Source organism: Azospirillum griseum (assembly GCF_003966125.1).
GTDB classification, from domain to species: Bacteria; Pseudomonadota; Alphaproteobacteria; order Azospirillales; family Azospirillaceae; genus Azospirillum; species Azospirillum griseum.
In genome coordinates, this window is the sequence record NZ_RXMA01000002.1 from 44,230 (window position 1) to 71,137 (window position 26,908).

At 65.8% G+C, this 26,908-nt stretch carries 25 protein-coding genes; 10 read left to right on the forward strand and 15 right to left on the reverse strand.

Features of this window, described 5'->3' with window-relative positions; translation table 11 throughout:
* Positions 1-63: 63 nt before the first annotated feature.
* The 5 genes from EJ903_RS02805 to EJ903_RS02825 form a co-directional block, all read right to left on the reverse strand.
* The gene (locus EJ903_RS02805) at positions 64-567 is read right to left on the reverse strand and encodes a DUF934 domain-containing protein (protein ID WP_126611926.1); all 504 of its coding nucleotides are present in this window, start codon (positions 565-567) and stop codon (positions 64-66) included.
* Positions 554-2,242 (reverse strand): nitrite/sulfite reductase, encoded by a 1,689-nt coding sequence (locus EJ903_RS02810; RefSeq protein WP_126611934.1) that lies wholly within the window; start codon positions 2,240-2,242, stop codon positions 554-556. Before EJ903_RS02810 ends, EJ903_RS02805 begins: the two co-directional genes overlap by 14 nt.
* Before the next feature lie 65 nt (positions 2,243-2,307).
* Positions 2,308-2,619, reverse strand: coding sequence for a DUF2849 domain-containing protein (locus EJ903_RS02815; RefSeq protein ID WP_126611936.1), 312 nt, complete (start codon positions 2,617-2,619; stop codon positions 2,308-2,310).
* A 63-nt stretch (positions 2,620-2,682) separates the two neighbouring features.
* On the reverse strand, positions 2,683-3,555 hold the full coding sequence (cobA, locus tag EJ903_RS02820) for a uroporphyrinogen-III C-methyltransferase (RefSeq protein ID WP_210211365.1): 873 nt from the start codon (positions 3,553-3,555) through the stop codon (positions 2,683-2,685).
* The gene (locus EJ903_RS02825; protein WP_246015132.1) at positions 3,552-4,136 is read right to left on the reverse strand and encodes a precorrin-2 dehydrogenase/sirohydrochlorin ferrochelatase family protein; all 585 of its coding nucleotides are present in this window, start codon (positions 4,134-4,136) and stop codon (positions 3,552-3,554) included. The genes cobA and EJ903_RS02825 overlap by 4 nt, the downstream gene beginning before the upstream one ends.
* 229 nt (positions 4,137-4,365) lie before the next feature.
* Between EJ903_RS02825 and EJ903_RS02830 the strand changes: the two genes are divergently transcribed.
* The 6 genes from EJ903_RS02830 to EJ903_RS02855 all read left to right on the forward strand — a co-directional run bounded on the left by EJ903_RS02830 (position 4,366) and on the right by EJ903_RS02855 (position 10,533).
* The gene (locus tag EJ903_RS02830; RefSeq protein ID WP_126611938.1) at positions 4,366-5,067 is read left to right on the forward strand and encodes a phosphoadenylyl-sulfate reductase; all 702 of its coding nucleotides are present in this window, start codon (positions 4,366-4,368) and stop codon (positions 5,065-5,067) included.
* Positions 5,064-5,861, forward strand: a complete 798-nt coding sequence (cysD, locus tag EJ903_RS02835) for a sulfate adenylyltransferase subunit CysD (protein ID WP_126611939.1) — start codon at positions 5,064-5,066, stop codon at positions 5,859-5,861. Before EJ903_RS02830 ends, cysD begins: the two co-directional genes overlap by 4 nt.
* A 1-nt stretch (position 5,862) precedes the next feature.
* Positions 5,863-7,731, forward strand: a complete 1,869-nt coding sequence (gene cysC / locus EJ903_RS02840) for an adenylyl-sulfate kinase (RefSeq protein WP_126611941.1) — start codon at positions 5,863-5,865, stop codon at positions 7,729-7,731.
* A 274-nt stretch (positions 7,732-8,005) separates the two neighbouring features.
* Entirely contained in the window at positions 8,006-9,037 is a 1,032-nt protein-coding gene (locus EJ903_RS02845) for an ABC transporter substrate-binding protein (protein ID WP_126611943.1), read from the forward strand.
* 18 nt (positions 9,038-9,055) lie between these two features.
* Positions 9,056-9,808 carry an ABC transporter permease gene (locus EJ903_RS02850; RefSeq protein WP_126611945.1) on the forward strand — a complete coding sequence of 251 codons (753 nt, stop codon included), beginning with the start codon at positions 9,056-9,058 and terminating at the stop codon, positions 9,806-9,808.
* Positions 9,796-10,533, forward strand: a complete 738-nt coding sequence (locus EJ903_RS02855) for an ABC transporter ATP-binding protein (protein WP_126611947.1) — start codon at positions 9,796-9,798, stop codon at positions 10,531-10,533. The genes EJ903_RS02850 and EJ903_RS02855 overlap by 13 nt, the downstream gene beginning before the upstream one ends.
* Positions 10,534-10,618: 85 nt before the next feature.
* On the opposite strand, the gene EJ903_RS02860 is transcribed toward EJ903_RS02855, so the two are convergent.
* Together EJ903_RS02860 and EJ903_RS02865 are read right to left on the reverse strand one after the other, a co-directional pair.
* The gene (locus EJ903_RS02860) at positions 10,619-11,440 is read right to left on the reverse strand and encodes a universal stress protein (RefSeq protein ID WP_126611949.1); all 822 of its coding nucleotides are present in this window, start codon (positions 11,438-11,440) and stop codon (positions 10,619-10,621) included.
* 459 nt (positions 11,441-11,899) lie between these two features.
* Entirely contained in the window at positions 11,900-12,487 is a 588-nt protein-coding gene (locus EJ903_RS02865) for a gamma-glutamylcyclotransferase (protein WP_126611951.1), read from the reverse strand.
* 118 nt (positions 12,488-12,605) lie between these two features.
* Here EJ903_RS02865 and EJ903_RS02870 point away from each other — a divergent pair, with 118 nt between their 5' ends.
* Together EJ903_RS02870 and EJ903_RS02875 are read left to right on the forward strand one after the other, a co-directional pair.
* Entirely contained in the window at positions 12,606-13,640 is a 1,035-nt protein-coding gene (locus EJ903_RS02870) for a DUF2125 domain-containing protein (RefSeq protein ID WP_126611953.1), read from the forward strand.
* Between the two features lie 224 nt (positions 13,641-13,864).
* Entirely contained in the window at positions 13,865-14,797 is a 933-nt protein-coding gene (locus EJ903_RS02875) for a glycosyltransferase family 2 protein (RefSeq protein ID WP_126611955.1), read from the forward strand.
* A 41-nt stretch (positions 14,798-14,838) separates the two neighbouring features.
* Here the strand turns inward: EJ903_RS02875 and ntrX are convergent, their stop codons facing one another.
* The 6 genes from ntrX to EJ903_RS02905 form a co-directional block, all read right to left on the reverse strand.
* The gene (gene ntrX / locus EJ903_RS02880) at positions 14,839-16,239 is read right to left on the reverse strand and encodes a nitrogen assimilation response regulator NtrX (protein ID WP_126611957.1); all 1,401 of its coding nucleotides are present in this window, start codon (positions 16,237-16,239) and stop codon (positions 14,839-14,841) included.
* A complete protein-coding gene (locus EJ903_RS02885; protein WP_126611959.1) occupies positions 16,229-18,535 on the reverse strand; it encodes a sensor histidine kinase NtrY-like in 2,307 nt (768 codons plus the stop codon). The genes ntrX and EJ903_RS02885 overlap by 11 nt, the downstream gene beginning before the upstream one ends.
* Positions 18,536-18,700: 165 nt before the next feature.
* Entirely contained in the window at positions 18,701-20,146 is a 1,446-nt protein-coding gene (gene ntrC, locus EJ903_RS02890) for a nitrogen regulation protein NR(I) (RefSeq protein ID WP_126611961.1), read from the reverse strand.
* Positions 20,146-21,333, reverse strand: coding sequence for a two-component system sensor histidine kinase NtrB (locus tag EJ903_RS02895; RefSeq protein ID WP_126611963.1), 1,188 nt, complete (start codon positions 21,331-21,333; stop codon positions 20,146-20,148). The genes ntrC and EJ903_RS02895 overlap by 1 nt, the downstream gene beginning before the upstream one ends.
* The gene (gene dusB, locus EJ903_RS02900; protein WP_126611965.1) at positions 21,333-22,319 is read right to left on the reverse strand and encodes a tRNA dihydrouridine synthase DusB; all 987 of its coding nucleotides are present in this window, start codon (positions 22,317-22,319) and stop codon (positions 21,333-21,335) included. Before dusB ends, EJ903_RS02895 begins: the two co-directional genes overlap by 1 nt.
* Positions 22,320-22,481: 162 nt before the next feature.
* Entirely contained in the window at positions 22,482-23,312 is an 831-nt protein-coding gene (locus EJ903_RS02905; RefSeq protein ID WP_126611967.1) for a cytochrome C assembly family protein, read from the reverse strand.
* Positions 23,313-23,483: 171 nt separating this feature from the next.
* On the opposite strand from EJ903_RS02905, the gene EJ903_RS02910 reads away from it, so the two are divergent.
* Together EJ903_RS02910 and EJ903_RS02915 are read left to right on the forward strand one after the other, a co-directional pair.
* Positions 23,484-24,701, forward strand: coding sequence for a bifunctional 2-C-methyl-D-erythritol 4-phosphate cytidylyltransferase/2-C-methyl-D-erythritol 2,4-cyclodiphosphate synthase (locus EJ903_RS02910; protein ID WP_126612529.1), 1,218 nt, complete (start codon positions 23,484-23,486; stop codon positions 24,699-24,701).
* A 92-nt stretch (positions 24,702-24,793) separates the two neighbouring features.
* Entirely contained in the window at positions 24,794-25,297 is a 504-nt protein-coding gene (locus EJ903_RS02915; protein WP_126611969.1) for a CinA family protein, read from the forward strand.
* A gap of 18 nt (positions 25,298-25,315) precedes the next feature.
* Here EJ903_RS02915 and EJ903_RS02920 read toward each other — a convergent pair whose 3' ends face one another.
* Both EJ903_RS02920 and lipA read right to left on the reverse strand, forming a co-directional pair.
* The gene (locus tag EJ903_RS02920; RefSeq protein WP_126611971.1) at positions 25,316-25,768 is read right to left on the reverse strand and encodes a type II toxin-antitoxin system RatA family toxin; all 453 of its coding nucleotides are present in this window, start codon (positions 25,766-25,768) and stop codon (positions 25,316-25,318) included.
* 36 nt (positions 25,769-25,804) lie between these two features.
* Positions 25,805-26,761, reverse strand: a complete 957-nt coding sequence (gene lipA, locus EJ903_RS02925) for a lipoyl synthase (RefSeq protein WP_126611973.1) — start codon at positions 26,759-26,761, stop codon at positions 25,805-25,807.
* Between the last annotated feature and the right edge of the window lie 147 nt (positions 26,762-26,908).

The following is a 26,908-nucleotide window of genomic DNA, read 5'->3' on the forward strand; positions in this document are numbered from 1 at the left end:
AAGCCCCGCGCGCCGTTTCACCGGCGCGCGGGGCTTTTTCGTGCGTCCTCTCGGGGAGAGGCTTTACCCGGCCAACCCCAGGTTGCGGCGCAGCAGCGACAGCGGCTCCGTCTCGTCCAGGCTGGGTTGAAACGCCACTGTGATTTCGCTCAGCGCGTTGGCCCAGCTCGTCGGGTTGGTTCCCTCCGGCGCTTCGACCGAGGTGAAGCCGGTGCGGACCAGAAACTGATACTGGTCGGGAATCACATGGCCGACCGCGCGGATCTCGCCGGTGTAGCCATAGCGCTCCCGCAATTCGCGCGCGGTGGAAAAGCCGCGCCCGTCGCGGAATTTGGGGAATTCCAACGCCACCAGCGCGAAGCGGTCGAGATCGGGCGCGATCGCCCCGGCCAGCGTGCCGCTCTTCAGCCGCACGCCCAGCCTGGCGTTCCGCCCGTCGAAGCTGGCGCGGTCGGACTGCCAGCGTTCATAGCTGATGATGACCGGGCGGTCGTTGGGGACCGGCTCCCCATCGGGGATGAAGCTCCAGGCGTCCTCGCCGATGCGGCCATTCTCAATCAGCGGCATAGATTCTCTCCTTGAACGGGCCGTGGCCAACGCGGGCCAGCGTGTCGAGGAAGCGTTCGCCCTCCGTCCGGTGGGCAAGATAGACCTCGACGATGGCTTCGATGGCGTCCACCGTTTCCTCTTCCGTCAGCGCCGGGCCGAGGATGTCGCCGATGGCGGTGGTCAGGGTCGGGTCGCCGCCGACGGTGATCTGGTAGAACTCCGTCCCCTTCTTGTCCACGCCCAGGATGCCGATGGCCCCGACATGGTGATGGCCACAGGCGTTGATGCAGCCGCTGATCTTGATGCCCAGCTCACCGATGGTGCGCTGGCGCACCGGGTCGGCGAAGCGGGCCGACAGCGCTTGCGCCAGCGGGATGGAACGGGCGTTGGCCAGCGCGCAATAATCCAGACCGGGGCAGGCGATGATGTCGCCGATCAACCCGGCGTTGGCGGTGCCCAGACCGGCGGCGTCAAGCTGTTGCCACAGCGCGAACAGATCATCCTGTTTGACGTGGGCCAGAACGATGTTCTGCACATGGCTGACGCGCAGTTCGCCAAAGCTGTAGCGCTCGGCCAGATCGGCGATCAGATCCATCTGGTCGCAGGTCGCGTCGCCGGGGATGCCGCCGGGCGGCTTCAGCGAGATGGTGGCGATGGCGTAGCCGGGGGCCTTGTGCTCCGCCACATTCACCGCGACCCAATTGGCGAAGGCCGGGTTTTCGGCCTTGGCGCGCGCCAGCGCCTCGGACGTCTCCGGCAGCTCCTCGAACGGAGGTGGAGCGAAATGCGTGCGGATCTCGGCGACGATGGCCGGATCCAGGCGGTATTTCGGGCCGCGCAGCCGGGCGAACTCCTCCTCGACCTCCGCCTTGAACTTCTCAAGGCCAAGCTCGTGCACCAGGATCTTGATGCGCGCCTTGTAGATGTTGTCGCGGCGGCCATACTGGTTGTAGACGCGCAGGATGGCTTCCAGATAGGCGACGAAATCCTCTTCGGCCACCCACTCGCGCACCAGCTTGCCGATGAAGGGCGAGCGCCCCAGCCCGCCGCCGACGTAGAAGGTGAAGCCCGCCTCGCCCGCCTCGTTGCGGCGCGCCAGCAGGCCGACGTCGTGGACGCGCACCGCCGCGCGGTCGCTGACGGCACCGGAGATGGCGATCTTGAACTTGCGCGGCAGATAGGTGAATTCCGGGTGCAGCGTCGTCCATTGCCGCAGGATTTCGGCGTAGACGCGGCCGTCCACCACCTCGTCCTTGGCGGCACCAACGAACTGGTCGGTGGTGACGTTGCGCACGCAATTGCCGCTGGTTTGCAGCGCGTGCATGTCCACATCGGCCAGCGCGTTCAGGATCGCCGGGGTGTCTTCCAGCTTGATCCAGTTGTATTGCAGGTTCTGGCGCGTGGTGAAATGGCCATAGCCCTTGTCGTAGGTGCGCCCGATTTCGGCCAGCTTGCGCAGCTGCACCGCGCTCATCACGCCATAGGGAACGGCGATGCGCAGCATGTAGGCGTGAAGCTGGAGGTAGAGACCGTTCATCAGCCGGATCGGCTTGAACTCCTCCTCCGTCAGTTCGCCCGCCAGACGGCGGTCAACCTGCTTGCGGAATTGCTCGACACGCTCGCCAACGAAACGGCGGTCGATCGCGTCGTAATGGTAGATCCCGGCGCGGGCGCCGGGCGCGATGTGGTTCATATCACGGTTCCCAAGGGCGGGGGGCTGTCAGGGCGCGAACACAACAAGAAGCGCGGCGGGGCCGGTCAGGCCGCCGCCTGCTTGCCGAGATCGAGGCGGACGGACGGGCCAAGGGCGCGGATGCGCTCGCGCATCTTCACCGGCTGGGCGGTTCCGTCGGCGCGCTCCACCTCAAAGGCGTAGACATCAACGCCGAACTGATCGCCGTCGGCCTGGGCCTTGGCGGCGGCCAGCGCGGGTTCGGCCTCGGCCTTGGTCAGCAGGGCGGCGTCGGCGAAGGATTCCACCCACGCGCCGCCCGCCGCCAGAAAGACGACGACGCCGTCCCGCAGGCGGTTGGCGGTGATGGCGTGCAGCGTTCCATCGGGGGACGGCATGTCTGGCTCTCCTCGCATCAGCGGTGCATCAATCTCAAAACAAACAACGGCGTCACACACACATCAGGCGCACAATGATTGCGCCGCCTTGGACCCGCATCCGGTCTGAACGGGTCCGGTCTGTTGCAGCGACGCGATCCAACCGCGCAGCCGCACCACCTCGCCCACCACGATGATGGCCGGGCGTTTGGGTTGTGACCGGGCGGCGTCCTCCGCGCAACGGGCAAGATTGCTTTCGATCACCGTTTGCGCGGCGGTCGAGGCGCTCGACACGATGGCCACCGGCGTCATCGGCGGCTTGCCCGCCGCAACCAGACGGCGCGCGATCTCGTCCAGCGTGCCAAGCGCCATGTAAAACACCAGCGCGCCCGGCAAGGCCGCCAGCACGCCGAAATCCAGATTGTCCGGCAGCGCGCCGGATTTGTCATGGCCGGTGACGAAGGTTGCGGTCGTCGCCATCCCGCGATGCGTGACCGGGATCCCGGCATAGGCCATCCCGCCGATCCCGGCGGTGATGCCCGGCACCACGCGGAAGGCGATGCCCGCGTCGGCCAGCGCAAGGCATTCCTCGCCGCCGCGCCCGAACACGAACGGATCGCCGCCCTTCAGCCGCAGCACCCGCAACCCCTCACGCGCCAGGGCCACCAAGCGGTCGTTGATCGCCTCCTGCGTCGGCGACGGCCGCCCGGCGCGTTTGCCCAGATCGATCAGGCGGGCCGCCGGGTTGGCGAGATCCAGGATCGCCGGATCGACCAGCGCGTCGTAAACCACCGCGTCGGCGTCGGCCAGCGCCTTGGCCGCCAGCAGGGTCAACAGGCCGGGATCGCCCGGCCCGGCCCCGACCAACCACACCGTGCCGGGAGTGAAATCCGGCAGGGCCAGACGCCCGGCCCCGCCCAACACCGGAATCATCTCCGGGATCATCTCGGGGGTCATGGCAGCCATCCCTCCCGCGCAATCAGCTCCTTGGTGGCCTTGGCGATGGCGGACATCGACGCCTTTTCCCCGCGCAGCCGGTCGCGCAGCGTCGCAATCGCGCTCACCCGCTCCGCCCACGCCTCGGGAAACAGGGTTTCCAGCCGTTGGCGGACCAGACTGGCCAGCGTCGGGCTGCGCCCGCCGGTCGACACGGTCAGCAGCAGATCGCCGCGCCGCACCACCGATGGCGAATGGAAATCACACAAGGGAACGACGTCTTCCACATTCACCAGAACGCCGCGCGCCCGCGCCATTTCCGCCAGCGTCTTTTCCACAGCCGGTTCCAGACCCATGACAAACAACACGCGCACCGCGTCCAAATCACTGGTGAAGGGCAGCGCGCGCACCAGACGCTCGCCCGCCAGATCGATCAATTCCCCATCCGGTTCGGGTGAATAGACCACCGGATCCCCGCCACCCTCGCGCAGTTGCGTGAGGCGACGCACCGCCAGCGGGCCGTTTCCAGCCAGCGCGATGGGAACCCGCGCGGGATCGAGCGCCAGCGGAATCACGGCGTCCCCCGCAAAGCGGAGCCGCACGGATTTCCACGGAAAATGATGGTGTTCACGTCCATGGCCGTATTTAGCCGCGCATGAAGGAGACAATCAACACATTTCACACTAACCACACAATCCTATTAAACAGATAGATAATGTATTTCCGTTGCGCCCCGGCAGAACCGGTGATAATGTGCAAATCAGATCATTTAATCTACTTAATAAGTAGAGATAAAGCGGCGACGCAAACCGGTTGAGGACAGCATTCCCCATGGACAGAACGACACAGATCAAGGAGCTGACCGACCGTTACGGCTCGCTGGAAGGCGCGACGCTGCTCGCCGCCGTTCGCGAGGCCTTGGATGGACGGCTGGCGCTGGTGTCTTCGTTTGGCACCGAATCCGCTGTGCTTCTGGCGCTGGCCGCTGAAGTGACCCCGGATTTCCCGGTGATCCTGGTCAACACCGGCAAGCTGTTCGGTGAAACCCTGCGCTACCGCGACACGCTGGTCGCCCGACTTGGACTGACCAATCTGCGGGAGGTCGGCCCGACCGCCGCCGATCTGGCCGCCGACGATCCCGACGGCCTGCTCTTTACCAAAAATTACGACGCCTGTTGCAACCTGCGCAAGACCATCCCGCTCAACCGTGCCCTCGAGGGGTTTGACGGCTGGGTGACGGGGCGCAAGCGTTTCCAGGCCGCGACCCGCGCCGCCCTGCCCCTGTTCGAAGCCGATGGCGACCGCATCAAGGTCAACCCGCTGGCCAACTGGGACAAGGACCGGCTGGAGGAAGAGTTCACCCGGCGCGATCTGCCGCGCCACCCGCTGGAAGCCGACGGGTTCCTGTCGATCGGCTGTTACACCTGCACCGAACGCGTGGCGGCCGGTGCCGATCCACGGTCCGGCCGTTGGGCCGGAACCGACAAAACCGAATGCGGCATACACATGACCATGATTGGAACCGCCCGATGAGCGCCGATCTCGACCAACTTGAGAGCCAGAGCATCTACATCCTTCGCGAAGCCTACAACCGCATCGACAAGCTCGCCATGCTGTGGTCGATCGGCAAGGACAGCAACGCGTTGCTGTGGCTCTGCCGCAAGGCGTTCTTTGGCCGCATCCCCTTCCCCGTCGTCCAGCTCGACACCGCGATGGAGTTGCCGGAGGTCTATGAGTTCCGCGACCGCATCACCAAGGAATGGGATCTCGACCTGATCGTCGAGCAATGCCCGCCGGAAGAGGAGATGGACCAGACCCTGCCGCCGCTGACCCGCGCGGCCGCCCGCAAGACCGAAGGTCTGAAAAACCTCCTGCGTGGCAACGCCTATCAGGGGATCATGGTCGGCATCCGCCGCGACGAGCAGGCGACCCGCGCCAAGGAGCGCGTGTTCTCCCCCCGCTCGCTGGAAGGCGATTGGGACGTGAAGGACCAGCCCGCCGAGTTCTGGGACCATTACAAGACCCGCTTCCCGGAGGGCGTCCACGTCCGCATCCATCCGCTGCTGGCCTGGACCGAGCTGGACATCTGGCGCTATTCCAAGCGCGAGGGGATTCCCATCGTTCCGCTGTATTTTGCCCGCGACGGCAAGCGCTATCGCTCACTGGGGGAAAAGAACATCACCTTCCCGGTGGATTCGACCGCCTCGACCATTGATGAAATCATCGAGGAGTTGCAGGTCACGCGCGTTCCTGAACGCGCCGGCCGGGCGATGGACAACGAATCCGAGGACAGCTTCGAACGCCTGCGCAGCGTGGGGTACATGTAACATGCCGAATTCACAGCTTCGCATCGTCATCGTCGGTCACGTCGACCACGGCAAATCCACCCTGATCGGCCGTCTGCTGAACGACACCGGCAGCCTGCCCGACGGCAAGGTCGAACAGGTCCAGGAGATGAGCCGCAAGCGCGGCATGCCGTTCGAATGGGCCTTCGTCATGGACGCGCTCCAGGCCGAGCGTGACCAGGGCATCACCATCGACACCACCCAGATCCATTTCAAGACCACGCAGCGCCCCTACGTCATCATCGACGCCCCCGGCCACACCGAGTTCCTCAAGAACATGGTGACGGGGGCCTCGCAGGCCGACGCCGCCCTGCTGGTGATCGACGCCGGGGAAGGCGCGCTGGAGCAATCGCGCCGCCACGCCTTCCTGCTGCATCTGCTGGGGGTTCGTCAGGTCGCCGTGGTCATCAACAAGATGGACCGCGTCGATTTCTCGCAATCCCGCTACGAAACCGTCGCGCACGAGATCAAGGAGTATCTGGCCGAGTTGGGGCTGTTCCCCAAGGCGGTGATCCCGATTTCCGCCCGCCACGGCGACAACATCGTCACCCGCACCGATCAGGCCCCGTGGTACCTCGGCCCGACGGTGATCGAGCAGTTGGACAGCTTCCGCCGTCAGCAGGTCTCCCCCGACCAGCCGCTGCGCTTCCCCCTGCAGGACGTCTACAAGCCGGGCGACCGCCGCATCCTGGCCGGCCGCATCGAAAGCGGCCGTCTGAAGGTCGGCGACACCCTGCGCTTTGCCCCCGGCGGGGCCAGCGCCACCGTGGTCAGCATCGAGGCGTGGAACAACCCGGACACGGTGCTGGACGCCCAGGCGGGCCAGAGCATCGGCATCACACTCGACAAGCGCATCTTCGCCGAACGCGGCCACATCGCCCACCACGCGGACAGCGCGCCGACCCTGACCCACAAGCTCAGCGTCCGCCTGTTCTGGCTGGTGTCGGAGCCGATGGCCCTGGGCAAGACCTACACGCTGAAGATCGCCACCGCCGAACACCGGGTGACGGTGGAGCAGGTGACGGCGGTCATCGACGTGGAGGATCTGTCCAGCACGCCGGGCAAGGCGGTGCACCGCAACGAGGTGGCGGAGGTCGTTCTGCGCTCCCGCTCGCCCATCGCGGTGGATCTGGCGGGCGACCTGCCCCGCACCGGGCGCGGCGTGCTGATCGACGGCAACGACGTCGTCGGCGGCTGCCTGGTGATCGAGGCGGAGGATTCCGCCGCCAGCAACCTGACCGAGGTGTCGCACACCGTCTCGTTGGACGAACGCGCGGCGGCCAACGGCCACAAGGGCGGCATCCTGTGGCTGACCGGCCTGTCGGGCGCGGGCAAATCCACCCTGGCGATGGCGCTGGAACGCGCGCTGTTCGATCGCGGCTGGCAGACCTTCGTTCTGGACGGCGACAACGTGCGCAACGGCCTGAACGCCGGTCTGGGCTTCTCGCCGGATGACCGGGCGGAGAACATCCGCCGGGTGGCTGAAACCGCCAAGCTGTTCGCCGACGCCGGTGTTCTGGTCATCGCCTCGCTGATTTCGCCGCTGCGGGCCGACCGGGCGCGGGCGCGCGTGATCGGTGGCGACCGCTTCCACGAAATCCACGTCGCCGCCGATCTGGCGGTGTGCGAGGAGCGCGACCCCAAGGGCCTCTACAAAAAGGCGCGCGCCGGTGACATTCCCGACTTCACCGGGGTGTCCGCCCCCTACGAGTCGCCGGAAGCGGCGGAACTGGTCGTCGACACCGGCAACCTGGACCGCAGCGAGGCATTGGCCCAACTGCTGGATTACGTGGACGAGACCTTTGGCAAGAACAGCCTGAAGTCCGGCAAGGAACTGACCTACGTGATCTGATCCAGCCGGGTGTGATCTGGCCGGGTGTGATCCAACCCCATCCGACCGTTGCGCAGCGGGGGAGCGTTTTCACGCTCCCCTGCTGTGTTTTTCTGCGGAGCCTTTCGTGGGAAACACACGGGACCGCGCCGCGAGCGATGTGCGGAAACCACCCGGTCAATCAACGGATCAATGTGTGAAATTCACAATTCCCTCGTCTCCTACTGTTGAAATGGGTCTTCCACTTCGGAGATTCTGTGCTAAATAACAGCAGAACCCTGTTGAGGATGATCCGATGCTCCGCATGTCCCGCCGCGCCGCCGTCGTTGCGATGGCCGCCTTCGCGTCCTTGGCCACCCTGACCCCCGGTGTCTCGCGCGCCGCCGATCCGGTGAAGCTGGAAATCGGCTACATCCCCATTCTCGCCGCCTCGCCGCTGTTCATCGTCGATGGCCAGGGCTGGGCGAAGGATGCGGGCATCGCGCTGAAGCTGACCCGCTTTGAATCCGGCCCGCACGCCATCCAGGCGATGGCCGCCGGGCAGATTGATCTGCTCTACGCCGGTGTCGCCCCGGTTCTGGTCGCCCGCACCAAGGGTGTGGATGTGGCCGTGATCGCCAATTCGGCGGTCGAGGAGATGGTCGTCGCCGGGCGCGGGGCCTTCGCCAAGGCGCTGGGGGCCAACCCGACGCCGGACACCTTCAAGAAATTCTTCGCCGACACCGGTCGCAAGCCGAAGATCGGCACCCAGCCGCCCGGCTCGGTTCCCGACACGGTGCTGAAGCACTGGTTGTTCAAGGTCATCAAGGTCGATCCCGCCGATGTCGAGCTGGTGCCGATGGGCATCGAAAAGACCCAACAGGCCCTGTTGGCGGGCGCGCTCGACGCCGCGACCATCCGTGAACCGACGGTGACGGTGACTCAGCAGCTCGACCCGAACGTGACCCTGCTCGCCACCGGGGCGCAGATGTTCCCCGACCAGCCCGGCACCGTGGTGTCCGCCCGTGCGGAGGTGCTGAAGAAGCACCCCGACGCCATCCAGGCGCTGGTCAAGGCCCATCTGCGCGCGGTCGATCTGATCGCCAAGGATCCGGCCGCCGCGTCCAAGATCGTCAACGAGTATCTCGGCAAGGGCCTGATGGAACCGAAGACGCTGGAGGCCGCCTTCCGGGGTCCGGGATCCAAATTCGTCGCCGACCCGCACGGCGTGGTTCCGGCGGTGGAAAAGATGATGGGCTTCGCCAAGGAAATCGGCTCCGCCGAAGGGGTGATCCCGGTGGCGGAGGCCTTTGACTTCCGCTTCTACGACGCCGCCGTCGCCAAGTAACCCGGACACGGCCCCGCGATGAACACCCGCACCTCTCTGTCCTTGTCGGCGCTGGGCGTCGTCGCCTTCCTGCTCGGGTGGGAGGCGGTGGCGCGCAGCGGCGTCGTTCCCGCCGGGCTGCTGCCCTCCCCCAGCGCGGTCCCCACCGCCTTCCTGGCCGAGGTCCAACGCGGGATTTGGCAAAAAATGGTCGTGGCCAGCCTGTCGCACTACGCGGTCGGCCTGGCCCTGGGGACCTTCCTCGGCGTGGCCTTCGGCACGGCGGCGGCGCTGTGGCGGGTGTGGGACGCCTTCCAATCCTGGGTCGTGCGCATGCTGCGCCCGATTCCGGCCATCGCCTGGATCCCCTTCGCCATCATCTGGTTCGGGGTCAGCGAGGGGGCGGCGTCCTTCCTGATCGCGCTGACGGTGTTCTGGATCAACTATTACGCCAGCTATTCCGCCGTGCGCGGGGTGGACAAGGATTTGATCGAGCTGGGGCACGCCTTTGGCCAGGGCGGTTTGATCCCCCGCCTGTTCAAGATCATCCTGCCGGGTGCCCTGCCCGGCATCCTGTCGGGCCTGCGCGCCGGTCTGGGGCAAGGCTGGATGACCGTGGTGGCGGCGGAGCTGTTCGGCATCTCCGGCCTGGGCATGCGGATGATGGAGGCCTCGGGCCTGCTGGCGACCAACATCGTCGTTCTCTACATGGTCACGATCGCGCTGCTCTACGGCGTGTCGGATTTCCTGTTCATGCAGGTGCAAGCACGGGTGTTGTCATGGCAGCGGTGATTGATCTCAACGGCGTCTCCATCGGCTACGGCGACAGCGCGCCGCCGGTGCTGGTGGACGTCACCCTGTCGGTTGAACGCGGCAGCTTCGTCGCCATCGTTGGCCCGTCGGGCGTGGGCAAATCCACCCTGCTGCGGGTGGTGGCCGGTCTGCACAAGGCCCGGACCGGCGGCGTCACCATCCACCAGGACCAGCGCCCGGCCCATCGCCCGGTCGGTCTGGTGTTCCAGGACGCCCGCCTGTTGCCCTGGCGCAAGGTGGTGAAGAACGTCCAACTGGGCCTGGAAGGTCTGCCGATCAGCGCCGCCGACCGGCTGCGCCGGGCCGAAGACGCGTTGAAGCTGGTCCGTCTGGACGGCTACGCCCGCCGCTGGCCCTATGAGTTGTCGGGCGGGCAGCGCCAGCGCGTGGGCATCGCCCGCGCCATGGCGGTCGATCCCGACATCCTGCTGATGGACGAGCCGTTCGGCGCGCTCGACGCCATCACCCGCAACAACCTTCAGGACGAGTTGCGGCGGATCCACCGGGAAACCGGCAAGACCATCCTGTTCGTCACCCATGATCTGGAAGAGGCGGTGCATCTGGCCGACCGCATCATCGTGCTGGGCGGAACCCCGGCGCGGGTGGTGCGCGACGTGAAGAACGACGCCGGACGCGACGGCGCGGTCTTCCGCGATCAGGTGGAAAAACTGCGGCTGGAAATCGCCGACAACTACAGCATCTGACCGTTCACAGACGCACAGTCGCAGACGCAAAAAGGCCCCGCCACCGGATCGCAACCCGGTGGCGGGGCCTTTTGCATGGCAAGACTCAGTGCGACAGCAGGATCGGCACCGGGCAGGTGCGCAGGACATGGCGGGTCCCGCTGCCCCGGTGCAGGAAGGGGAAGCCGTAATGGCCGTGCGCGCCCATCACCAGCAGATCGGCCCCGGTGTCCATCGTGCGGGCCAGCAGCGCGTCCATCGCCCCGATGTCCGACACGGTGAAGTGGGTCTGCTCCGCCGTGATGCCGTGGAAGGCCAGATGGTCGAGCAGGCCGACACGCGGCGATTCGGGCGCACCGGCGGCAGCCTGGGTCAGCACGGTGATGACCGTCACCTCATCCGCTTTTTCCAGCAGCGGCAACGAATCAGCCAACGCACGCGCCGCCTCCCGCTCCGCGTTCCAGGCGACGGCAACCCGCTTGCCGATCACTGGGAAGCTGCCCGCGTAGGGAATCACCAGAACCGGGCGGCCCGAATTCAGCACAACCTGTTCGTTCAACTCCTCCGGCGCGCCATCGGACCCGACCTCGCGGTCATACTGGCCCAGGATGGTGAGGTCGGCGAAGCGCGACCAGATGATGGCCTCGCGAATCACATGATTGTGCTCGCCGTGGGTCAGGCCGTGCCATTGGCCGTTCACGCCCGCCGCCGCCAGCTTTTCGCTGAACAGGGCCTGGCTGCGCACCGCCGCCTCGGCCAGATGATCGCTCGACCGGCGGGCGATCACGCTGGTGGCGTTGCGGTCGTTCTGGGCGAACAGCCCGCGCAAAAAGGCACCGTGGCGCTGCGCCAAGGTGATGGCGGCATCAAGCCGGGCGCCCACGTGCGGGCTGGAATCCAGATGAACCAGGATGTGTTTGTAAGACATAACGATCCTCCCCCGATGGGCCTGGCCTGATTGTCGTTTGCGACCTGTCGGGTCGCCTGAGTTTGGCCGTCGATGCACGGTTATGACAGCCGGTCCATCACTCCACTCCGCAAGACCTCCGTCAAGCCTTCGTCGTCTGCGATCAAGCGTCGCAGTCCAGTGTTTCAACCGAATGAAACTCCGCCCCCACCGGTGTGACGGCCATCACTGACGCCCACAAAAGATGGCATTTAGGATGCATTAACGACTTCTGGCTTTGAGTTGGGCATACGAAGCATCACGACAGTGGCTCCCCCGGACGCCGTCCCCCCTTACACGGCGTCCACAACACTGGACCGGCGGCCCCACCGCCGGTCCAGTGTTGTTGCCCGAGACTCCAGGCCCCCGAGGCTACCTGTCGACGTCATCAGCGATTTGGATTGCGGCGGTGATCGCACCCGACCGGCTCCCCTCGCGTGGTCAACCGAGGTTGCGCCGGACCCCGGCGTAAATCCGGTGCAACCGCGCGTCGGGAATGCCAAGCGCGTCAAGCTGCTGGACCGTGTTGGCGAGATACTCGACGTTCGGGCCGCGTTGGCCGCAGCAACGGGCAATGCGCTGGATCACCGACGCCTCATCCAACCCGCCGCAATATTGCTGGTGCCGTCGATCCACCACAAAGCAGCAAGCCTCCACCCGTCGGCCATCCTGCAAACGCAGACGGCGGAGCAGCGGGCGGTAGACCCGGTTGGTCATCTCCCGGTCCCACAGGTAATCGAGCGCGCCGGGAACCTCCGCCGCTGCGATGCGGAAGACAATGCCCCGACAGGAGCCGCCATGGTCCAGCCCCAACACCAGACCGGGCCGCTCCGGCGTGCCGCGATAGCGGTGGGAGGCCACGCAAAATCGCCGATGATACCCGTTCAGCAGCGCCAAATGGCGCTCGACGAACGGAAAGCCGGGATTCCACATCAGCGAGCCATAGGCGAACACCCACAGATCCGCACCAGGATGCAGCGTGATGTCCTGCGACCAATCGGGCGGGGGGGCGAACGGTTGAAGGGGCATGGTTGGGCTGAAAACGGATCCGACTCGTTGAAAACCAACGGATGTTGCAAAGAATCCCAGGGGCAAGCCTAGCATGGTGGCGGGAGCGTCGCTATAAATGGACCGACACGGAACGGACATGCCACCGATGCGCTTTCCCAAACTCCGCAATCGCCTGATCGCCGGTCTTGCCCTTCTCGTCGCCCTGCCACCCGTTGGTTATGGGCTGTGGTGGTGGCAGGCCGCGCGCGCCGTCGAACGCGGGGTGTTGACCTGGATCGAGCAGCAACGGGCAAACGGTGGCCTGGCCAACCACGCCGGCCTGTCGGTGGAGGGATTCCCCTTTGCCCTGCGCGCCGCGCTGGAACAGCCGCACCTCGCCACACGCGGTGCGGAATGGCGTGGCACCCGACTGGTGGCCGAAGCCACCCCGTGGAATCCGACCGAGGTGAATCTGAGCCTGCCGGGCGAACAGCGCCTGACCCTGGTTCAGGCTGGTCAACCGCCGCTGGACGTGACCGCCCACGGCGGCGGCGGCGGGCGGGCGGTGTGGGCGTTGAACGGCACGCTGGAGACGCTGCGCCTGACCTTCACCGATCTGACCGCCCAGGCGCTCAACCAACCGCTGCCCATCGCCTCGCTCGACCTCAGCGCCGCCCAGCCCAGCCAACCGCCGGGAGCCGCCACCGACACCGCTTTGACGATCGGCGTGACGGCAAACGGCCTGACCCTGCCCGACAACGCCCCGCCCTCCCTGGGGCGCGACGTGAAGCGGGCCGAGTTTTCCGCCCGTGTGATGGGCCGCCTGCCTCAACCCGAACCGGTCAGCCTGTCCAGTTGGAGCCGGGAGGGCGGGACGGTGCAGGTGGATCGTCTGGCGCTGGATTGGGGGCCGCTGGCCATCGCGCTGAACGGAACCCTGTCGCTGGATCCGGAGCTGCAGCCCTTGGCCGATCTGACAGCGGAGATTCACGGCGCGCCAGCGGCCTTGAACGCCGCCAAACCGATGATGCGCCCGAACGAAGCGGCGATGGCCCGCACCGTGGTCGCCATGCTGTCCCGCCCGACCGGCCCCGGCGGCGCGCCAGTCATCACCACCCCGGTGAAGGTGCAGGACCACGCCCTGTTTCTCGGCCCGCTGAAGGTGGCGTCGGTCCCGCGCGTCGTGTGGTAACGCGGCGTCGGACATCGTCACTCCCTCCTTTCTCCAGCCTGATGGCGTCGATCTTCTGGTCCCGTGACCTGAGGAAACACCGTCGCCTGTCCACAGCGTCGCTCTGATACAGCCTGTGCTTGTCCAGATTTTTTGCAAACAATAATCATTTAAAGTTTAAGATCCAAAAATGAGAGTTTCAACCTTTCATTAGTCTTATTAATTGCTGTAAAATTCTCCCATCAATGCTGTCGAAAAATGGTTCGAGAACTAAGAAAATCAAAATCATTAGATTTCGAACCATTCATTTTCGAAGTAAATTCTTCGATGGTGGATCAGAAATGGCAAAATTTTCAATCATACTTCCGACGCTTCGGCGTGAGTTATTGGCGCAAACCATCCATTGCATCCGGGAGAGCAGTGGATCTCACAAAATTGAAATGGTTGTTGTATCCCCGTTTGAGACGGACGGTGATGACATCGTCAATGTTCTGGAGTTTGAGCAAAAGGGAAACTGCACCGCGCACGCCAGCGGATACAATCGCGCAACCGGAGACATCATCGTTGCAATGACCGACGACCACCTTCCAATGCCAGGTTGGTTGGATGGAGTTGAGAACATTATTAACGAGAAAGAGTCTCTTGATTTTCCGTTTCTCGGTGGTATTCATCGCCCATACTGCCCGTATTTCGGGACAGTGTACGGCCTGTACTACGCTTACTTTCCTGTGATGTCCCGCCGCAGCGTCGAAGCGGTGGGGGGATGGTTTTCAACCGACTACCGCGCCCATTTCGGCGATTCCGATCTGGCTCTGCGTGTCTGGGCGGCGGGTGGCCGGTGCGAACTGATGCCGGGGCATCGGTTGCTTCAAAATCCAGCCGAGGACCCGGAGACGGAATCCACCCACAAATCCACATCGTTGGTGAATGACTTTAAAACCTTCACCGGCAAATACCATAAGGCCTTCGGCGACCGGTTCCCGTCACCAACCATGGATTTGCAAGCGGCCTTCCACAGCATCAATTTCGACTATCACCTGAGCGAGCTTGACGACTGGTCGTTCATGGCCCGCGTTCCGCCGTCTCAACACAACGGGCGACCGCATGATTGGTGTGAACAGCCCCAGCCACAACGACAACGTCATTCGGTGCCAGATATGGCGCTGGCGGACGGCTGAAAGGCAAGGAAGCGGGGTGGCAAACACCACCCCCGTTTCCCTCATTCCAGAAACAGCTTGCCCTTTTCGCTGCCGTGCACGCCCAGCGACTTCAGCTTGCGGTGCAGGGCGGAGCGTTCCATGCCGACAAAGGACGCGGTGCGGGAGATGTTGCCGCCAAAGCGCGTGACCTGGGCCAACAGATACTCCCGCTCGAACACCTCGCGGGCTTCGCGCAGGGGCAGGCCCATGATCTCGCCGCCCTTGTCCCATTTCAGCACGGTCGGGGTGATCGCGCCGATTTCCGGCGGCAGGGTGTCGGCGCGGATCGGTTCCTTCGGGTCGCCCTGCGCCATGATCAGCAGCCAATCCACCACGTTGCGCAGTTGGCGCACGTTGCCCGGCCAGTCATAGGCCTGGAGGGCCGCCATCGCGTCCTCGCCGAACTCGCGCACCGGCAGACCGGCGGCTTCGGCCGACCGCTGCATGAAGTGGCGGGCCAGATGCGGGATGTCCTCCCGCCGTTCGGTCAGGGACGGAACGCGGATCGGAACCACCGACAGACGGTAGAACAGATCCTGGCGAAATCGGCCTTGCTCGATCTCCGCTTGCAGATCGCGGTTCGAAGTGGCGATCACCCGGACATCGACCTCGACCCGGTGGCCGCCGCCGACCCGCTCGAACACCTGTTCCTGCAGGGCGCGCACGATCTTGCCTTGGGTTTCCAGCGGCATGTCGGCGACCTCGTCCAGCAGCAGCGTGCCGCCATGGGCTTGTTCGAAGGTGCCGATCTTGCGGCCATGGCCATCCACTCCGGACTCGGTCCCGAACAGCTCCATCTCCAGCCGCTCGGGCCGCATGGTGGCGCAGTTCAGGCCGACAAAGGGGCCGTCGTTGCGGCGGGAACGGGCGTGGATTAGGCGGGCCACCACCTCCTTGCCCGACCCGGCCGGGCCGGTGATCAGCACGCGGCTGCCGGTGGGGGCCACCTTGTCGATGCTCTGGCGCACCTGATTGACGGCGGGGGAGCGGCCGATCATCTCCAGGTCGCCGCCCGCCCGCAGCTTCAGTTCCTGGTTCTCCCGCTTCAGCCGCGACGCCTCGATGGCGCGCTCGACCATCAGCAGCAGGCGGTCAGCCTTGAACGGCTTTTCGACAAAGTCATAGGCCCCGATCTTGATCGCCTGGACGGCGGTTTCGATGTTGCCATGGCCCGACATCATGATGACCGGCAGGTTGGCGTGGTCGCGCATCAACTGTTCCAGGATCTGCAAACCGTCCAGACGGCTGCCCTGAAGCCAGATGTCGAGCACCACCAGGCTGGGCCGCCGCGCCGACACCTGGGCAAAGGCCTGATCGGCGTCGGCGGCCTCGCGCGTTTTGATGCCTTCGTCGTTCAGGATGCCCGCGATCAGCATCCGAATGTCGGCTTCGTCATCGACGATCAGAATGTCATGCGCCATGGGCCGCTTGCCTCGTCTCTCCGCCGGTCTCCGCCGGCCTGTCGTCGCGTCCGGCGGCGTCCGCCATGGCCGCAACCGGGTGTGGGATGACCAGGGTGACGCGCGCGCCGACACCGCTGTCGCGGTCGTTCAGGCTCAGCACGCCGCCATGGTCCTCCATGATCTTCTTGACGATCGCCAGCCCCAGGCCGGTCCCTTTGGCCCGCGTCGTCACATAGGGTTCGGTCAACCGGTCGCGCTGCTCGTCGGTCGGCAGACCCTTGCCGTTGTCCTCGATGGTCAGCGTGACCTTGTCCTCGTCGTTCGCTACGCTGATCGACACCTCCCCGCCGGGCAGCGGGCTGCCGTCGGCCGATGGGCTGCGGCCTTCGATGGCGTCGGCGGCGTTCTGCAACAGGTTGGTCAGCACCTGCGAGATCTGGCGGCTGTCGCACACCACGGTCAGCGGCCCGTTGGACAGCCGGGTGTCGAACCGGATGCTGCCGCTGTGGGCGTTGGATTGCAGGAACACCGCCTGCCGCACCAGATCGTTGAGGTTGCAGGGTTTCATCACCGGCTGGGGCATGCGGGCGAAGGCGGAAAACTCATCGACCATGCGACGGATGTCGTCCACCTGCCGGACGATGGTGTCCGTGCACAGGGTGAACACCTCGGTGTCGCTGGTTATTTCCTTCAAATATTTCCGCCGCAGCCGTTCCGCCGACAATTGGATCGGCGTCAGCGGATTCTTGATCTCGTGGGCGATGCGCCGGGCCACATCGGCCCAGGCCGCCTTGCGCTGGGCGGACACCAGTTCGGTGATGTCGTCGAAGGTGACGACATAGCCGCGCACCTCGCCGCTGCGCCCCTCCGCCGCGATGCGGACCAGCAGGGTCAGGGTGGGCGAGCCGGGGCGGCGGAGCTGGATTTGATCCTGGACCACCCGGCCCGGTCGCTTGGGCGCGTTGTCCAGCAGATCGGCCATGTCCGGCGACAGATCGGTCAGCGCGACGCCGATCAGGGTTTCGGGATCCTCCACCCCCAGCAGGCGCGCGGCCGACCGGTTGGGCAGGTTGATGCAGCCGTTGCCGTCCAGGCCGAGCACCCCGGCGGACACGCCCGACAGCACGGTTTCGGTGAAGCGCCGCCGCTCGTCCAGCAGCCGGTTGGCCGACAGCAGTTCACGCCGCTGCCCCTCGATTTCCGTCGTCATGCGGTTGAAGGCGCGGGACAGCAGGACGAACTCGTCATCCCCCGGCGGTTCGGAAACGCGCACGGTCAGATCACCGGCGCGCACCCGTTCCGCCGCGCCGATCAAGGCGCTGATCGGGCGGGCCAACCGCGTCGCGAAATTCAGCCCGGCCCACACCGCCGCCAGCAGCAGCAGCAGCGCCACCACCAGGAAAATCAGGGTGAAGGTGATTTGCAGGCTGCCGCGCTGGTTTTCCAGGTCGTCATACTCGCGCACCGCGCCTTGCGCGGCGGCCATGTGCGACAGCACGCGCGGTTCCACCATCCGCCCGACATAGAGGAAGGTGTCCGATCCCCGTTCCAGCGACACCAGCGCGCGGACGCGGTCGTCGTTCTGGCTGATGATGAGCACCACGTCGCCACGCCGGGCGATCTGGAGCTTTTCTTCGGAAATCGGATCGAACTCCAGGGTGAAGGTGTATCCCGACCGCGCGATGATCGCCCCGGTGGTCCCGTTGAACACGATGGCTTCGGAAAGCGCGCGCAGCATGGATTGGGTGGCGACGATCTGCTCGAACCGCTGCGGGTCGCTCGACAGCCGGGCTTCCTGCGACAGATCGTTGGCCATGGCCAGCGCGTCGGCGCGGATGTTCTGCTGATGTTCGTGCAGATAGGCGCTGGCGACCACCAACGATTCATTCACCGCCGTGCGGACCCGGTCGCTGAACCAGCTTTGCACACCCACGTAAAAGAAGATGGTGGAAAACACCGCCATGATGATGGCCGGGGCCACCGCCAGCAGGCTGAACACCAGAACGAGCCGGGTGTGCAGCCGCGATCCGGCCAGTCCACGCCGCCGCCCCATCCAGATTCCGACGATCCGGCGGGAAATCAACACGCCCAGCGTCAGCAGCAGCGCCAGATCCAGCGTCAGCAGCAGGGTGACAGTGCGCGGGTTGGATTGACCGAACGGCGCGCTTTCCGTCATCGCCGCGTAGGTGGCAAAACCGGCGGCGAGCGCTGCCAGCGACAGCGCGACCGCCAGACGCTTGGTCAACCCCATGCGGGCCGACCAGCGGAGAACGCGTTGCCACAAAGGGGTTTGACTGTCTGTCGTGGAGGTCATGATCCGGCGCGACTCTGTTGCCGGAATGATACACCTCTGTTGCCGCATTGCCAAGCGACAACCGCAAGCCCGTTTTCAAGCGGATTCTGCCCCTTTCCCGCCGTTGCGGCGAAGGGGCAGAAGCGCTGTCGCAGAAAAGTCACAAGCGCGCCCGCCAACGACCGCTCACTTGATGCCGCGCATCACCTGGATGTCGAGGTCCCGGATCTTCTTGCGCAGGGTGTTGCGGTTCAACCCCAGCATCTGCGCCGCCTTGATCTGGTTGCCGCGCGTCGCCGACAGGCTGAGCGAGATCAGGGGCCGCTCGATCTCGCGCAGCACCCGGTCATACAGACCGTTGGACGGGATGCCGTCCTTGTGCGCGGCGAAATAATCCTTCAGATGGCGTTCGACCGCCGCCGACAGGCCCTCGCTCTGGGTTTCCTCCACCGGCTGGGCGGCGGGGGTGGCGTCGGCCAGTTCGGCCTCAACCACATCCAGGCTGATGACCTCCTGGGAATAGAGCGCGGCCAGACGACGGACCAGATTTTCCAACTCGCGGACGTTGCCCGGCCAGCGATAGCGCTTCAACCGGTCCATCGCCCCCTGGTCGATGCTCTTGGCGGGCAGCCCCTGGCTGATGCCGAGATTCAGGAAATGGCGGACCAGCAGCGGCACATCCTCCGTCCGCTCGCGCAGCGGCGGCAGACGGATGGGGACCACGCACAGCCGGTAGAACAGATCCTCGCGGAACAGGCCCTGGCGGATCAGCGTCCGCAGATCGCGGTGGGTGGCGGCGATGATGCGCACGTCGGTCTTGATCGGGGTGCGCCCGCCGACCGTCGTGTATTCGCCCTCCTGCAACACGCGCAGCAGGCGGGTTTGCGCCTCCAGCGGCATGTCGCCGATTTCGTCGAGGAACAGGGTCCCGCCCTGGGCCTGTTCAAACCGCCCGGTCGACCGGTTGGTCGCCCCGGTGAAGGCCCCCTTCTCGTGGCCGAACAGTTCGGATTCGATCAATTCGCGCGGGATGGCCGCCATGTTGATGGCGACAAAGGCCCCGTTGCGCCGCTTGCCGTAATCGTGCAGGGCACGGGCCACCAGCTCCTTGCCGGTCCCGGACTCGCCGGTGATCATCACCGTCAGGTCGGTCCCCATCAGGCGGGCGAGCACCCGGTAGATTTCCTGCATCGCCGGGGAGCGGCCAATCAGCGGCAATTGCTCGTCGCCGTCGTTCGGATCGCCCGCCATCGGCGCGGCGGGGGTGTTGGCGTTCAGCGCCCGCTCCACCACCGACACCAGCTCCTTCAGGTCGAAGGGTTTGGGCAGATATTCGAACGCGCCACGTTCAGCCGCCTTCAGCGCGGTGATCAACGTGTTTTGCGCGCTCATCACGATGACGCGCAATTCGGGCCGCAGCTTCTTGATGCGCGGAATCAGGTCCAGGCCGTTTTCATCGGGCATCACCACGTCGGTGATGACCAGATCGCCCTGGCCGTCGGCCACCCAGCGCCACAGGGTGGCGGCGTTGCCGGTGGTGCGCACCTCGTGCCCCAACCGGCCCAACGCCTGGGTGAGAACGGTGCGGATGGCGCGGTCGTCGTCCGCGATGAGGATGGTCGCCGCAGTCATCAACGACTCCCCCGACCGCCCCGGACCATCGAAACACCCTGGGACATCTGCGAATCATCATACATGGGCAGCGACACCTTGAAGACGGTTCGGCGCGGCTGGCTGTCGAACTCGATGGTTCCGCCATGATCGCCAATGAGTTTCGCCACCAATGCAAGACCAAGGCCAGTTCCGTTCACCTTGCTGGTCACGAACGGGTCGAACAGGTTGGAGCGCAGGTCTTCCGGGATGCCGTCGCCATTATCCTGAACGGAGACCAGCAACGGCAGATGCAACCGGGTGTCGCCGCCCGGAAGCGCCATGCGCACACCCTGCTGATAGGATGTGCTGAGCGTGATCTCACCGCCTGTTTCGGGGGCAGCTTCTGCCGCATTTTTAATCAGGTTTAGGAAAACCTGCACAAGTTGGTCGCGATTCCCATAAACCGGGGGCAAAGACGGGTCATAGCGCTCAATAAAGCGTATTTTTCGGGCAAACCCGCTTTGGGCGATGGTGCGGACATGCTCCAGCACGGTGTGAATGTTCACATCGGCGCGCTCCAGCGGGCGCTCGTCGGAAAACACCTCCATCCGGTTGACCAGGGCGACGATGCGGTCGGCCTCATCGCAGATCAGCCGGGTCAACACGCGGTCCTGCTCGTGCGCGTTCTCTTCCAGAAGCTGGGCCGCGCCCCGGATGCCGGACAGCGGGTTTTTCACCTCATGCGCCAGCATCGCCGCCATGGCGGTGACGGAGCGGGCGGCGTGGCGGTGGGTCAGCGAATTGTCGATCTTGCGGGCGATGGACCGCTCATGCACCGTCAGCAACAGATGGTCCGATGGTTCGCCCATGGTCGCCACCTGCACCGTCACATGGTGCGGGCCGATGCGCGGGGTGTCGATCACCACCCCTTCCTGCGACACCCGGCGGCTGCCGCGCCGCACCTGCGCGATCAGGCCCAGAACCGGGCTGTCGGGCGGCAGCAGTTCGGTGAGAGCCATTCCGGCCATGGAATTGAAGGACAGGTCGAAAAACTCCTGCGCCTCCAGATTGACGAAGCGGATCTCGTTGGCTCCATCAATCACCAGCACCGGGTCGGGCAGCGCGTTGAGAACCACCGACGGGTCTATGCTGGTTGGACGGGCGGCGGAGGAACGGCTCCGGCTGCGGCCGCGCGGCGGCGGATCATCGGTCGGCAGGGGGTCCATCAGGCGGCCATCCTTTCGATTGCCGGCAGGAAGAAATCACGGATGCAGCGGCGCACCGCCTCGGGATCGCCCAACCGGTTGACCTCCTGGCGGAACTCGTTGGAATCGCGGATGCCGGTGGTGTACCAGGCCACATGCTTGCGGGCGACGCGCACGCCGCCCTCCACCCCGTAATGGGTCAGCATGGCGTCGAAATGCTCCAGCAGCGTGTCCATCCGCTCCGGCAAAGACGGATCGGGCAGCGGCGTGCCGCCCTCCAGATGGCGCATCACCTGCGCGGGGAACCAGGGGCGGCCATAGGCCCCGCGCCCGATCATCACCCCATCGGCCCCGGATTGCGCCAGCGCCGCGTCCACCGCCTCCAACGACGTGATGTCACCGTTGACGATGACCGGCAGCGACACCGCCTCTTTCACCCGGCGGACAAAGGACCAGTCGGCGGAGCCGGTGTAGAACTGGTTGCGGGTGCGGCCATGCACCGTGATCATTTTGATCCCGCAGTCCTGCGCGATGCGGGCCAGCGTCGGGGCGTTGCGGTTGCTTTCGTCCCAGCCGGTGCGCATCTTCAGGGTGACGGGGATGCGCACGGCCTTGACCGTCGCCTCCAGAATGCGGGCGGCGTGGACTTCATCGCGCATCAGCGACGACCCGGCGTTGCCGTTCACCACCTTCTTGACCGGGCAGCCGAAATTCAGGTCGATCAGCGCGGCCCCGCGATCCTCGTTCAGCTTGGCCGCCTCGGCCATCACCTCCGGCTCGCACCCGGCGAGTTGGACCGCCATCGGAAATTCTTCCGGTTCGGTCTGGACCATGCGCAGGGTTTCGCGATTCTCGCGGATCATCGCCTGGCTGGCGACCATCTCCGACACCACAAGGCCGCAGCCCGCGCGCTTCACCAACCGGCGAAAGGGCAGATCGGTGACGCCCGACATGGGGGCCAGGATGACGGGACCGGCGAGCGTGATGGGGCCGATTTGAAGGGTCATTCGCACCTGCCCGTGTGATGGGCAAAACGGGTGTATGATGAGGAATTAGGCACCCTAGCACGAATATGCATCATTGTGCAAGTGCGAAGCCCGAGTCGCATTGGCGTTTCAAGGAATTCCGGTGACGCTTCAACGCGTTTCGGGCCGCTTCAGCCCCGCGCGTCAGCTCCAGGCCGGATGTCCCAACAGGATGGTGGACACGAACTTGACCCCCGGATAGGCCAACGTCAGCAACAGATAGGCGATCAGCACCAGCCGCGCCGCCCTGCGCCCGCGCATGCCGGTGAGGTGCTGGGCGATCAGCAGCGCCCCCACCACCACGAAGGTCGCCAGCGACAGCAGCGTCTTGTGATCCAGACGCAGCGTGGTTCCCTGTTCGAAATGCAGCACCGCCATCCCGGTGGCCAGCCCGATGCCCAGCACCGCTTCGGACGCGATCAACAGGCGCAGTTGCAGCCGCTCGCTTTCGGCCACCGGCGGCAGGAAGCGGGTCAAGGGGGTGGGGCTTTTGCGCTTCAACGCCCGCTCCTGCAGAAACGCGGCGAGCGAGGCGACCGCGCTCAACGTCAGCAGGGCGTAGGTGAAGACCGACACGGCGATGTGCAGGTCGATCCACAGCCCCGGCGCGTTGCCGCGCATGATCGGCGCGCGCGCGTCCTCGGTCAGCGTCGCCAGCGCGCCGACGACGAACAGATAGGGCAGCAGCAGCGGGGCCAGCCGCCACGCCACCCGGTGCAGGCGGCTCAGCGGCAGGAACAGCGCCATGCAGGCGGCGACCGTCACCCACAGCGCGGTCGAAAAGCCGGTTTGCCATTGCCCGGCCACCTGGAGGATGGCCCACATGCCCGGCCCGGCGGCGGCCAGCAGCAGCGCCCCCCAAAAGGCCCAGCCGCGCCCATCCTCCCCCCGGCCCGCCACACGGCGATAGGGGTAGACCGATGCGGGCAGCAGGGCCAGCAACGCCGTGACACTCAAAAGAAAATTCTGCGACATCAGGCCGACCGCGCTCCTGTCCCCCGCCGCCGCGCCCCGGCTGCACCATCCATTGACAGGGCCGGACGCGGGTCTTGGCGGAACCACGGCGACAGGCTAGGCTCCGCCGCGATCCCGTCAAGGGTCCTTGACGGTCTTTCACCGTTTCATTCGGTCATACGAGTCATGTCCATGCCCTCCGGCGCGCCCCTGCCCCGCTCCACCCCGCCTGTCCCGGCCTCCCCCTGCGTCGCCCTGATCGTCGCCGGTGGGTCCGGGCAACGATTCGGGGCGGAGCGGCCCAAGCAGTATCTGGATGTGCTGGGCGCGCCGATCCTGCGACGGACGGTGCTGGCCTTTCTGCGTCATCCCCAAATCAGCGGCGTCCGTGTGGTGATCGATCCGGCGTGGCGGGCCGAGTATGACCGCGCCGTTGCCGGTCTGGACCTGCCGGAGCCGGTGGCCGGTGGCGCGACCCGTCAGGATTCGGTGCGCAACGGGTTGGAGGCGCTGGCCGCCGACTCGCCCACTCCCATCCCCACCCCCGCCCGCGTGCTGATTCACGACGCCGCCCGCCCGCTGATCGATCCGGCGACCATCACCGCCGTCATCGCCGCGCTCGACGACGCGCCGGGGGCGATTGCCGCCGTTCCGGTCACCGACACGCTCAAGCGCGGCGCGGACGGGCTGGTCGCCAGCACGGTGGAGCGGACCGGGTTGTGGCGGGCGCAGACCCCCCAGGGCTTCCGTTTTGACGCCATCCTCCACGCTCACCGCGCGGCGGCCGGTCTGGGTTTGACCGACGACGCGGCGGTGGCCGAACAGGCCGGGTTGTCCGTCCGCCTCATTCCCGCCACCGAGGACAATTTCAAAGTGACCACGCCCGACGATCTGACCCGCGCCGCCCGTGTTCTGATGGCCGGGTTGGGCGACGTCCGCACCGGCACCGGCTTTGACGTCCACCGCTTCACCGACGGGGATTTCGTCACCCTCTGCGGGCTGCGGGTTCCGCACGACAAGGGGCTGGACGGCCATTCCGACGCCGATGTCGGCCTGCACGCGCTGACCGACGCGCTGCTGGGGGCCATCGCCGCCGGGGACATCGGCAGCCATTTCCCCCCCAGCGATCCGCAATGGCGCGGCGCGGACAGCGCCCGCTTTCTGCGCCACGCCGCCGATCTGGTGGCCGAACGCGGCGGAATCATCGCCCATGTCGATGTGACCATCGTTTGCGAACGCCCGAAGGTCGGCCCGCACCGCGCCGCCATGGCCGCACGGATTGCCGAAATATTGGGCATCGCCCTGGACAGGGTCAGCGTGAAGGCAACCACCACCGAACGGCTGGGCTTCACCGGGCGTGGCGAGGGCATCGCCGCCCAGGCCGCCGCCACCGTCCGCCTGCCCGGTTGACGCCGGAGTCCCGCGCGGGATCTCTTCCAACCGAAAGGGTTAACGGGTTAAGCTGCGCCAGCGTCCGACCCTGCACCGGGAGAAATGTGCCGATGTTCCCCGATCTCATCCGTGATCTCGCCGCGCAGACGCTCGCCGAGTATGGATTGGCCGGTTACATGATCGCGACGGCGGAATCCTGCACCGGCGGCCTGATCGCCGGGGCGCTGACCGACATCGCCGGATCGTCCAAGGTGGTGGATCGTGGCTTCGTCACCTACACCAACATCGCCAAGACGGAGATGCTGCGCGTCCCCGCCAGCCTGCTGCACGCCCATGGCGCGGTCAGCCCGGAGGTGGCGGTGGCGATGGCGGTTGGTGCGCTGGCGCGATCGCGCGCCGATGTGACGGTGGCCGTCACCGGCATCGCCGGGCCGGACGGTGGCAGCGATGAAAAGCCGGTTGGCCGCGTCTACATCGCCACCGCCGTGCGCGGGGCGGACGCGCGGGCCAAGGAATACACCTTCAGCGGCGACCGCAGCGCCGTGCGCATGGCGACGGTGCAGGCCGCGCTGGAACGTCTGCGTCTGGCCCGCCCGACCGGCAGTTTCCGCTAACCGTTACGCCGTCAAGCTTCACACCTTGGACGCGGCGGCAGGGCCGTACAGCTTTTCCGCCCGCGTTTCAAAGGCGTGGACCATCCGGCGCACCGCCTCGTTGAACAGCAGGCCCATGATGGATTGGAGCATCTTGGAGCGGAATTCGAAATCGACGTAGAAATCGACGCAGCAACCGCCCGGATGATCCAGGAAAATCCAGTGATTGTTGAGATACTGGAACGGCCCGTCGGTGTATTGGACGTTGATCCGCCGCTCGGCCTCGTTCAGCTCCACCCGCGAGGTGAAGCGTTCGCGGACCATCTTGAATCCGATGATGAGGTCCGCGAACATCACAGCGCCTTCGCGCTTGCGGATGCGGGCGGCCAGACACCAGGGCAGAAATTCCGGGTACTTCTCCACATCGGCGACCAGCGCGTACATCTGCTCCGGCGTGTAGGGAAGTGTCTTCTTTTCCGCGTGCGTCGGCATACCCGTACCCTGTCCAATCCCTCAGTCCGGCTGCGATCAGCCGACGGTGGCCCCCAGCTTGCGCAGGCGCGCCTCCCGCAGTTTCGCAAAATCGTCGCCCGCGTGGTAGGACGAGCGCGTCAACGGCGACGACGCCACCAGCAGGAAGCCCTTGCCCCGGCCCATCGTCGAATAGCCGTCGAACTCCTCCGGCGTCACGAAGCGATCGACCGCCGCGTGCTTGGGCGTCGGCTGGAGATACTGCCCAATCGTCAAAAAGTCCACATCGGCGGCGCGGAGATCGTCCATCACCTGCCCGACCTCCTCCTTCGTCTCGCCCAGCCCGGCCATCATGCCGGACTTGGTGAAGATGGTCGGATCCAGTTCCTTCACCCGCGCCAGCAGTTGCAGCGAGGTGAAATAGCGGGCACCCGGACGGATGGTCGGGTACAGGCGCGGCACGGTTTCCAGATTGTGGTTGAACACGTCGGGGCGGGACTCGACCACGACCTCAACCGCGCCCTTCTTCTTCTGGAAGTCGGGGGTCAGGATTTCGATGGTGGTGCTGGGCGAGGCCGCGCGCACCGCGCGGATGGTGCGGGCGAAATGCTCCGCCCCGCCATCCTCCAGATCGTCGCGGTCGACGGAGGTGATGACGACGTGGTGCAGCTTCAACTGCCCGACGGCCTCCGCCACCTTCTCCGGCTCATGCGGGTCCAGCTTGTCCGGGCGGCCGGTTTCCACGTTGCAGAACGCACAACCGCGCGTGCAGATCGACCCCAGAATCATGAAGGTCGCGTGCTTCTGCTTCCAGCATTCGCCGATGTTGGGGCACGCCGCCTCTTCGCACACCGTGTTGAGCTTCAAGCCGCGCATCAGGCTGCGCGTCTCGTTGTACTCCTGGCTCATCGGGGCCTTGACGCGGATCCAGGCGGGTTTGCGCTGGATCGGGTTGTCCGGCTTGTGGGCCTTTTCGGGATGGCGCAGCTTATCGGTCTGGTCGACGAGGGACATGGCGGAACGACTCCCGACCGCCGACGCGTGGCGGCCCCGAAGAAAGGAACGGTGACAGCGGCGCGCCCGCCCACATTGGCGGACAGCCCCCGGCGGATAGGCCGGATCGCGCGCCCGGTCAAGCTGAAACGCACCCCGCGATGCGGT

Bases quoted from the DNA above. Each gene is read 5' to 3' on its own strand.
- EJ903_RS02850 (WP_126611945.1), top strand. From the start codon at position 9,056: ATGAACACCCGCACCTCTCTGTCCTTGTCGGCGCTGGGCGTCGTCGCC.
- lipA (WP_126611973.1), bottom strand. From the start codon at position 26,761: ATGTCCCTCGTCGACCAGACCGATAAGCTGCGCCATCCCGAAAAGGCC.
- EJ903_RS02815 (WP_126611936.1), bottom strand. From the start codon at position 2,619: ATGCCGTCCCCCGATGGAACGCTGCACGCCATCACCGCCAACCGCCTG.
- EJ903_RS02870 (WP_126611953.1), top strand. From the start codon at position 12,606: ATGCCACCGATGCGCTTTCCCAAACTCCGCAATCGCCTGATCGCCGGT.
- EJ903_RS02805 (WP_126611926.1), bottom strand. From the start codon at position 567: ATGCCGCTGATTGAGAATGGCCGCATCGGCGAGGACGCCTGGAGCTTC.
- cobA (WP_210211365.1), bottom strand. From the start codon at position 3,555: ATGACCCCCGAGATGATCCCGGAGATGATTCCGGTGTTGGGCGGGGCC.
- EJ903_RS02910 (WP_126612529.1), top strand. From the start codon at position 23,484: ATGCCCTCCGGCGCGCCCCTGCCCCGCTCCACCCCGCCTGTCCCGGCC.
- EJ903_RS02920 (WP_126611971.1), bottom strand. From the start codon at position 25,768: ATGCCGACGCACGCGGAAAAGAAGACACTTCCCTACACGCCGGAGCAG.
- EJ903_RS02845 (WP_126611943.1), top strand. From the start codon at position 8,006: ATGCTCCGCATGTCCCGCCGCGCCGCCGTCGTTGCGATGGCCGCCTTC.
- cysC (WP_126611941.1), top strand. From the start codon at position 5,863: ATGCCGAATTCACAGCTTCGCATCGTCATCGTCGGTCACGTCGACCAC.
- EJ903_RS02905 (WP_126611967.1), bottom strand. From the start codon at position 23,312: ATGTCGCAGAATTTTCTTTTGAGTGTCACGGCGTTGCTGGCCCTGCTG.
- EJ903_RS02875 (WP_126611955.1), top strand. From the start codon at position 13,865: ATGCTGTCGAAAAATGGTTCGAGAACTAAGAAAATCAAAATCATTAGA.
- ntrX (WP_126611957.1), bottom strand. From the start codon at position 16,239: ATGGCGCATGACATTCTGATCGTCGATGACGAAGCCGACATTCGGATG.
- EJ903_RS02865 (WP_126611951.1), bottom strand. From the start codon at position 12,487: ATGCCCCTTCAACCGTTCGCCCCCCCGCCCGATTGGTCGCAGGACATC.
- EJ903_RS02830 (WP_126611938.1), top strand. From the start codon at position 4,366: ATGGACAGAACGACACAGATCAAGGAGCTGACCGACCGTTACGGCTCG.
- EJ903_RS02915 (WP_126611969.1), top strand. From the start codon at position 24,794: ATGTTCCCCGATCTCATCCGTGATCTCGCCGCGCAGACGCTCGCCGAG.
- ntrC (WP_126611961.1), bottom strand. From the start codon at position 20,146: ATGACTGCGGCGACCATCCTCATCGCGGACGACGACCGCGCCATCCGC.
- EJ903_RS02855 (WP_126611947.1), top strand. From the start codon at position 9,796: ATGGCAGCGGTGATTGATCTCAACGGCGTCTCCATCGGCTACGGCGAC.
- EJ903_RS02895 (WP_126611963.1), bottom strand. From the start codon at position 21,333: ATGGACCCCCTGCCGACCGATGATCCGCCGCCGCGCGGCCGCAGCCGG.
- cysD (WP_126611939.1), top strand. From the start codon at position 5,064: ATGAGCGCCGATCTCGACCAACTTGAGAGCCAGAGCATCTACATCCTT.
- EJ903_RS02810 (WP_126611934.1), bottom strand. From the start codon at position 2,242: ATGAACCACATCGCGCCCGGCGCCCGCGCCGGGATCTACCATTACGAC.
- EJ903_RS02885 (WP_126611959.1), bottom strand. From the start codon at position 18,535: ATGACCTCCACGACAGACAGTCAAACCCCTTTGTGGCAACGCGTTCTC.
- EJ903_RS02860 (WP_126611949.1), bottom strand. From the start codon at position 11,440: ATGTCTTACAAACACATCCTGGTTCATCTGGATTCCAGCCCGCACGTG.
- dusB (WP_126611965.1), bottom strand. From the start codon at position 22,319: ATGACCCTTCAAATCGGCCCCATCACGCTCGCCGGTCCCGTCATCCTG.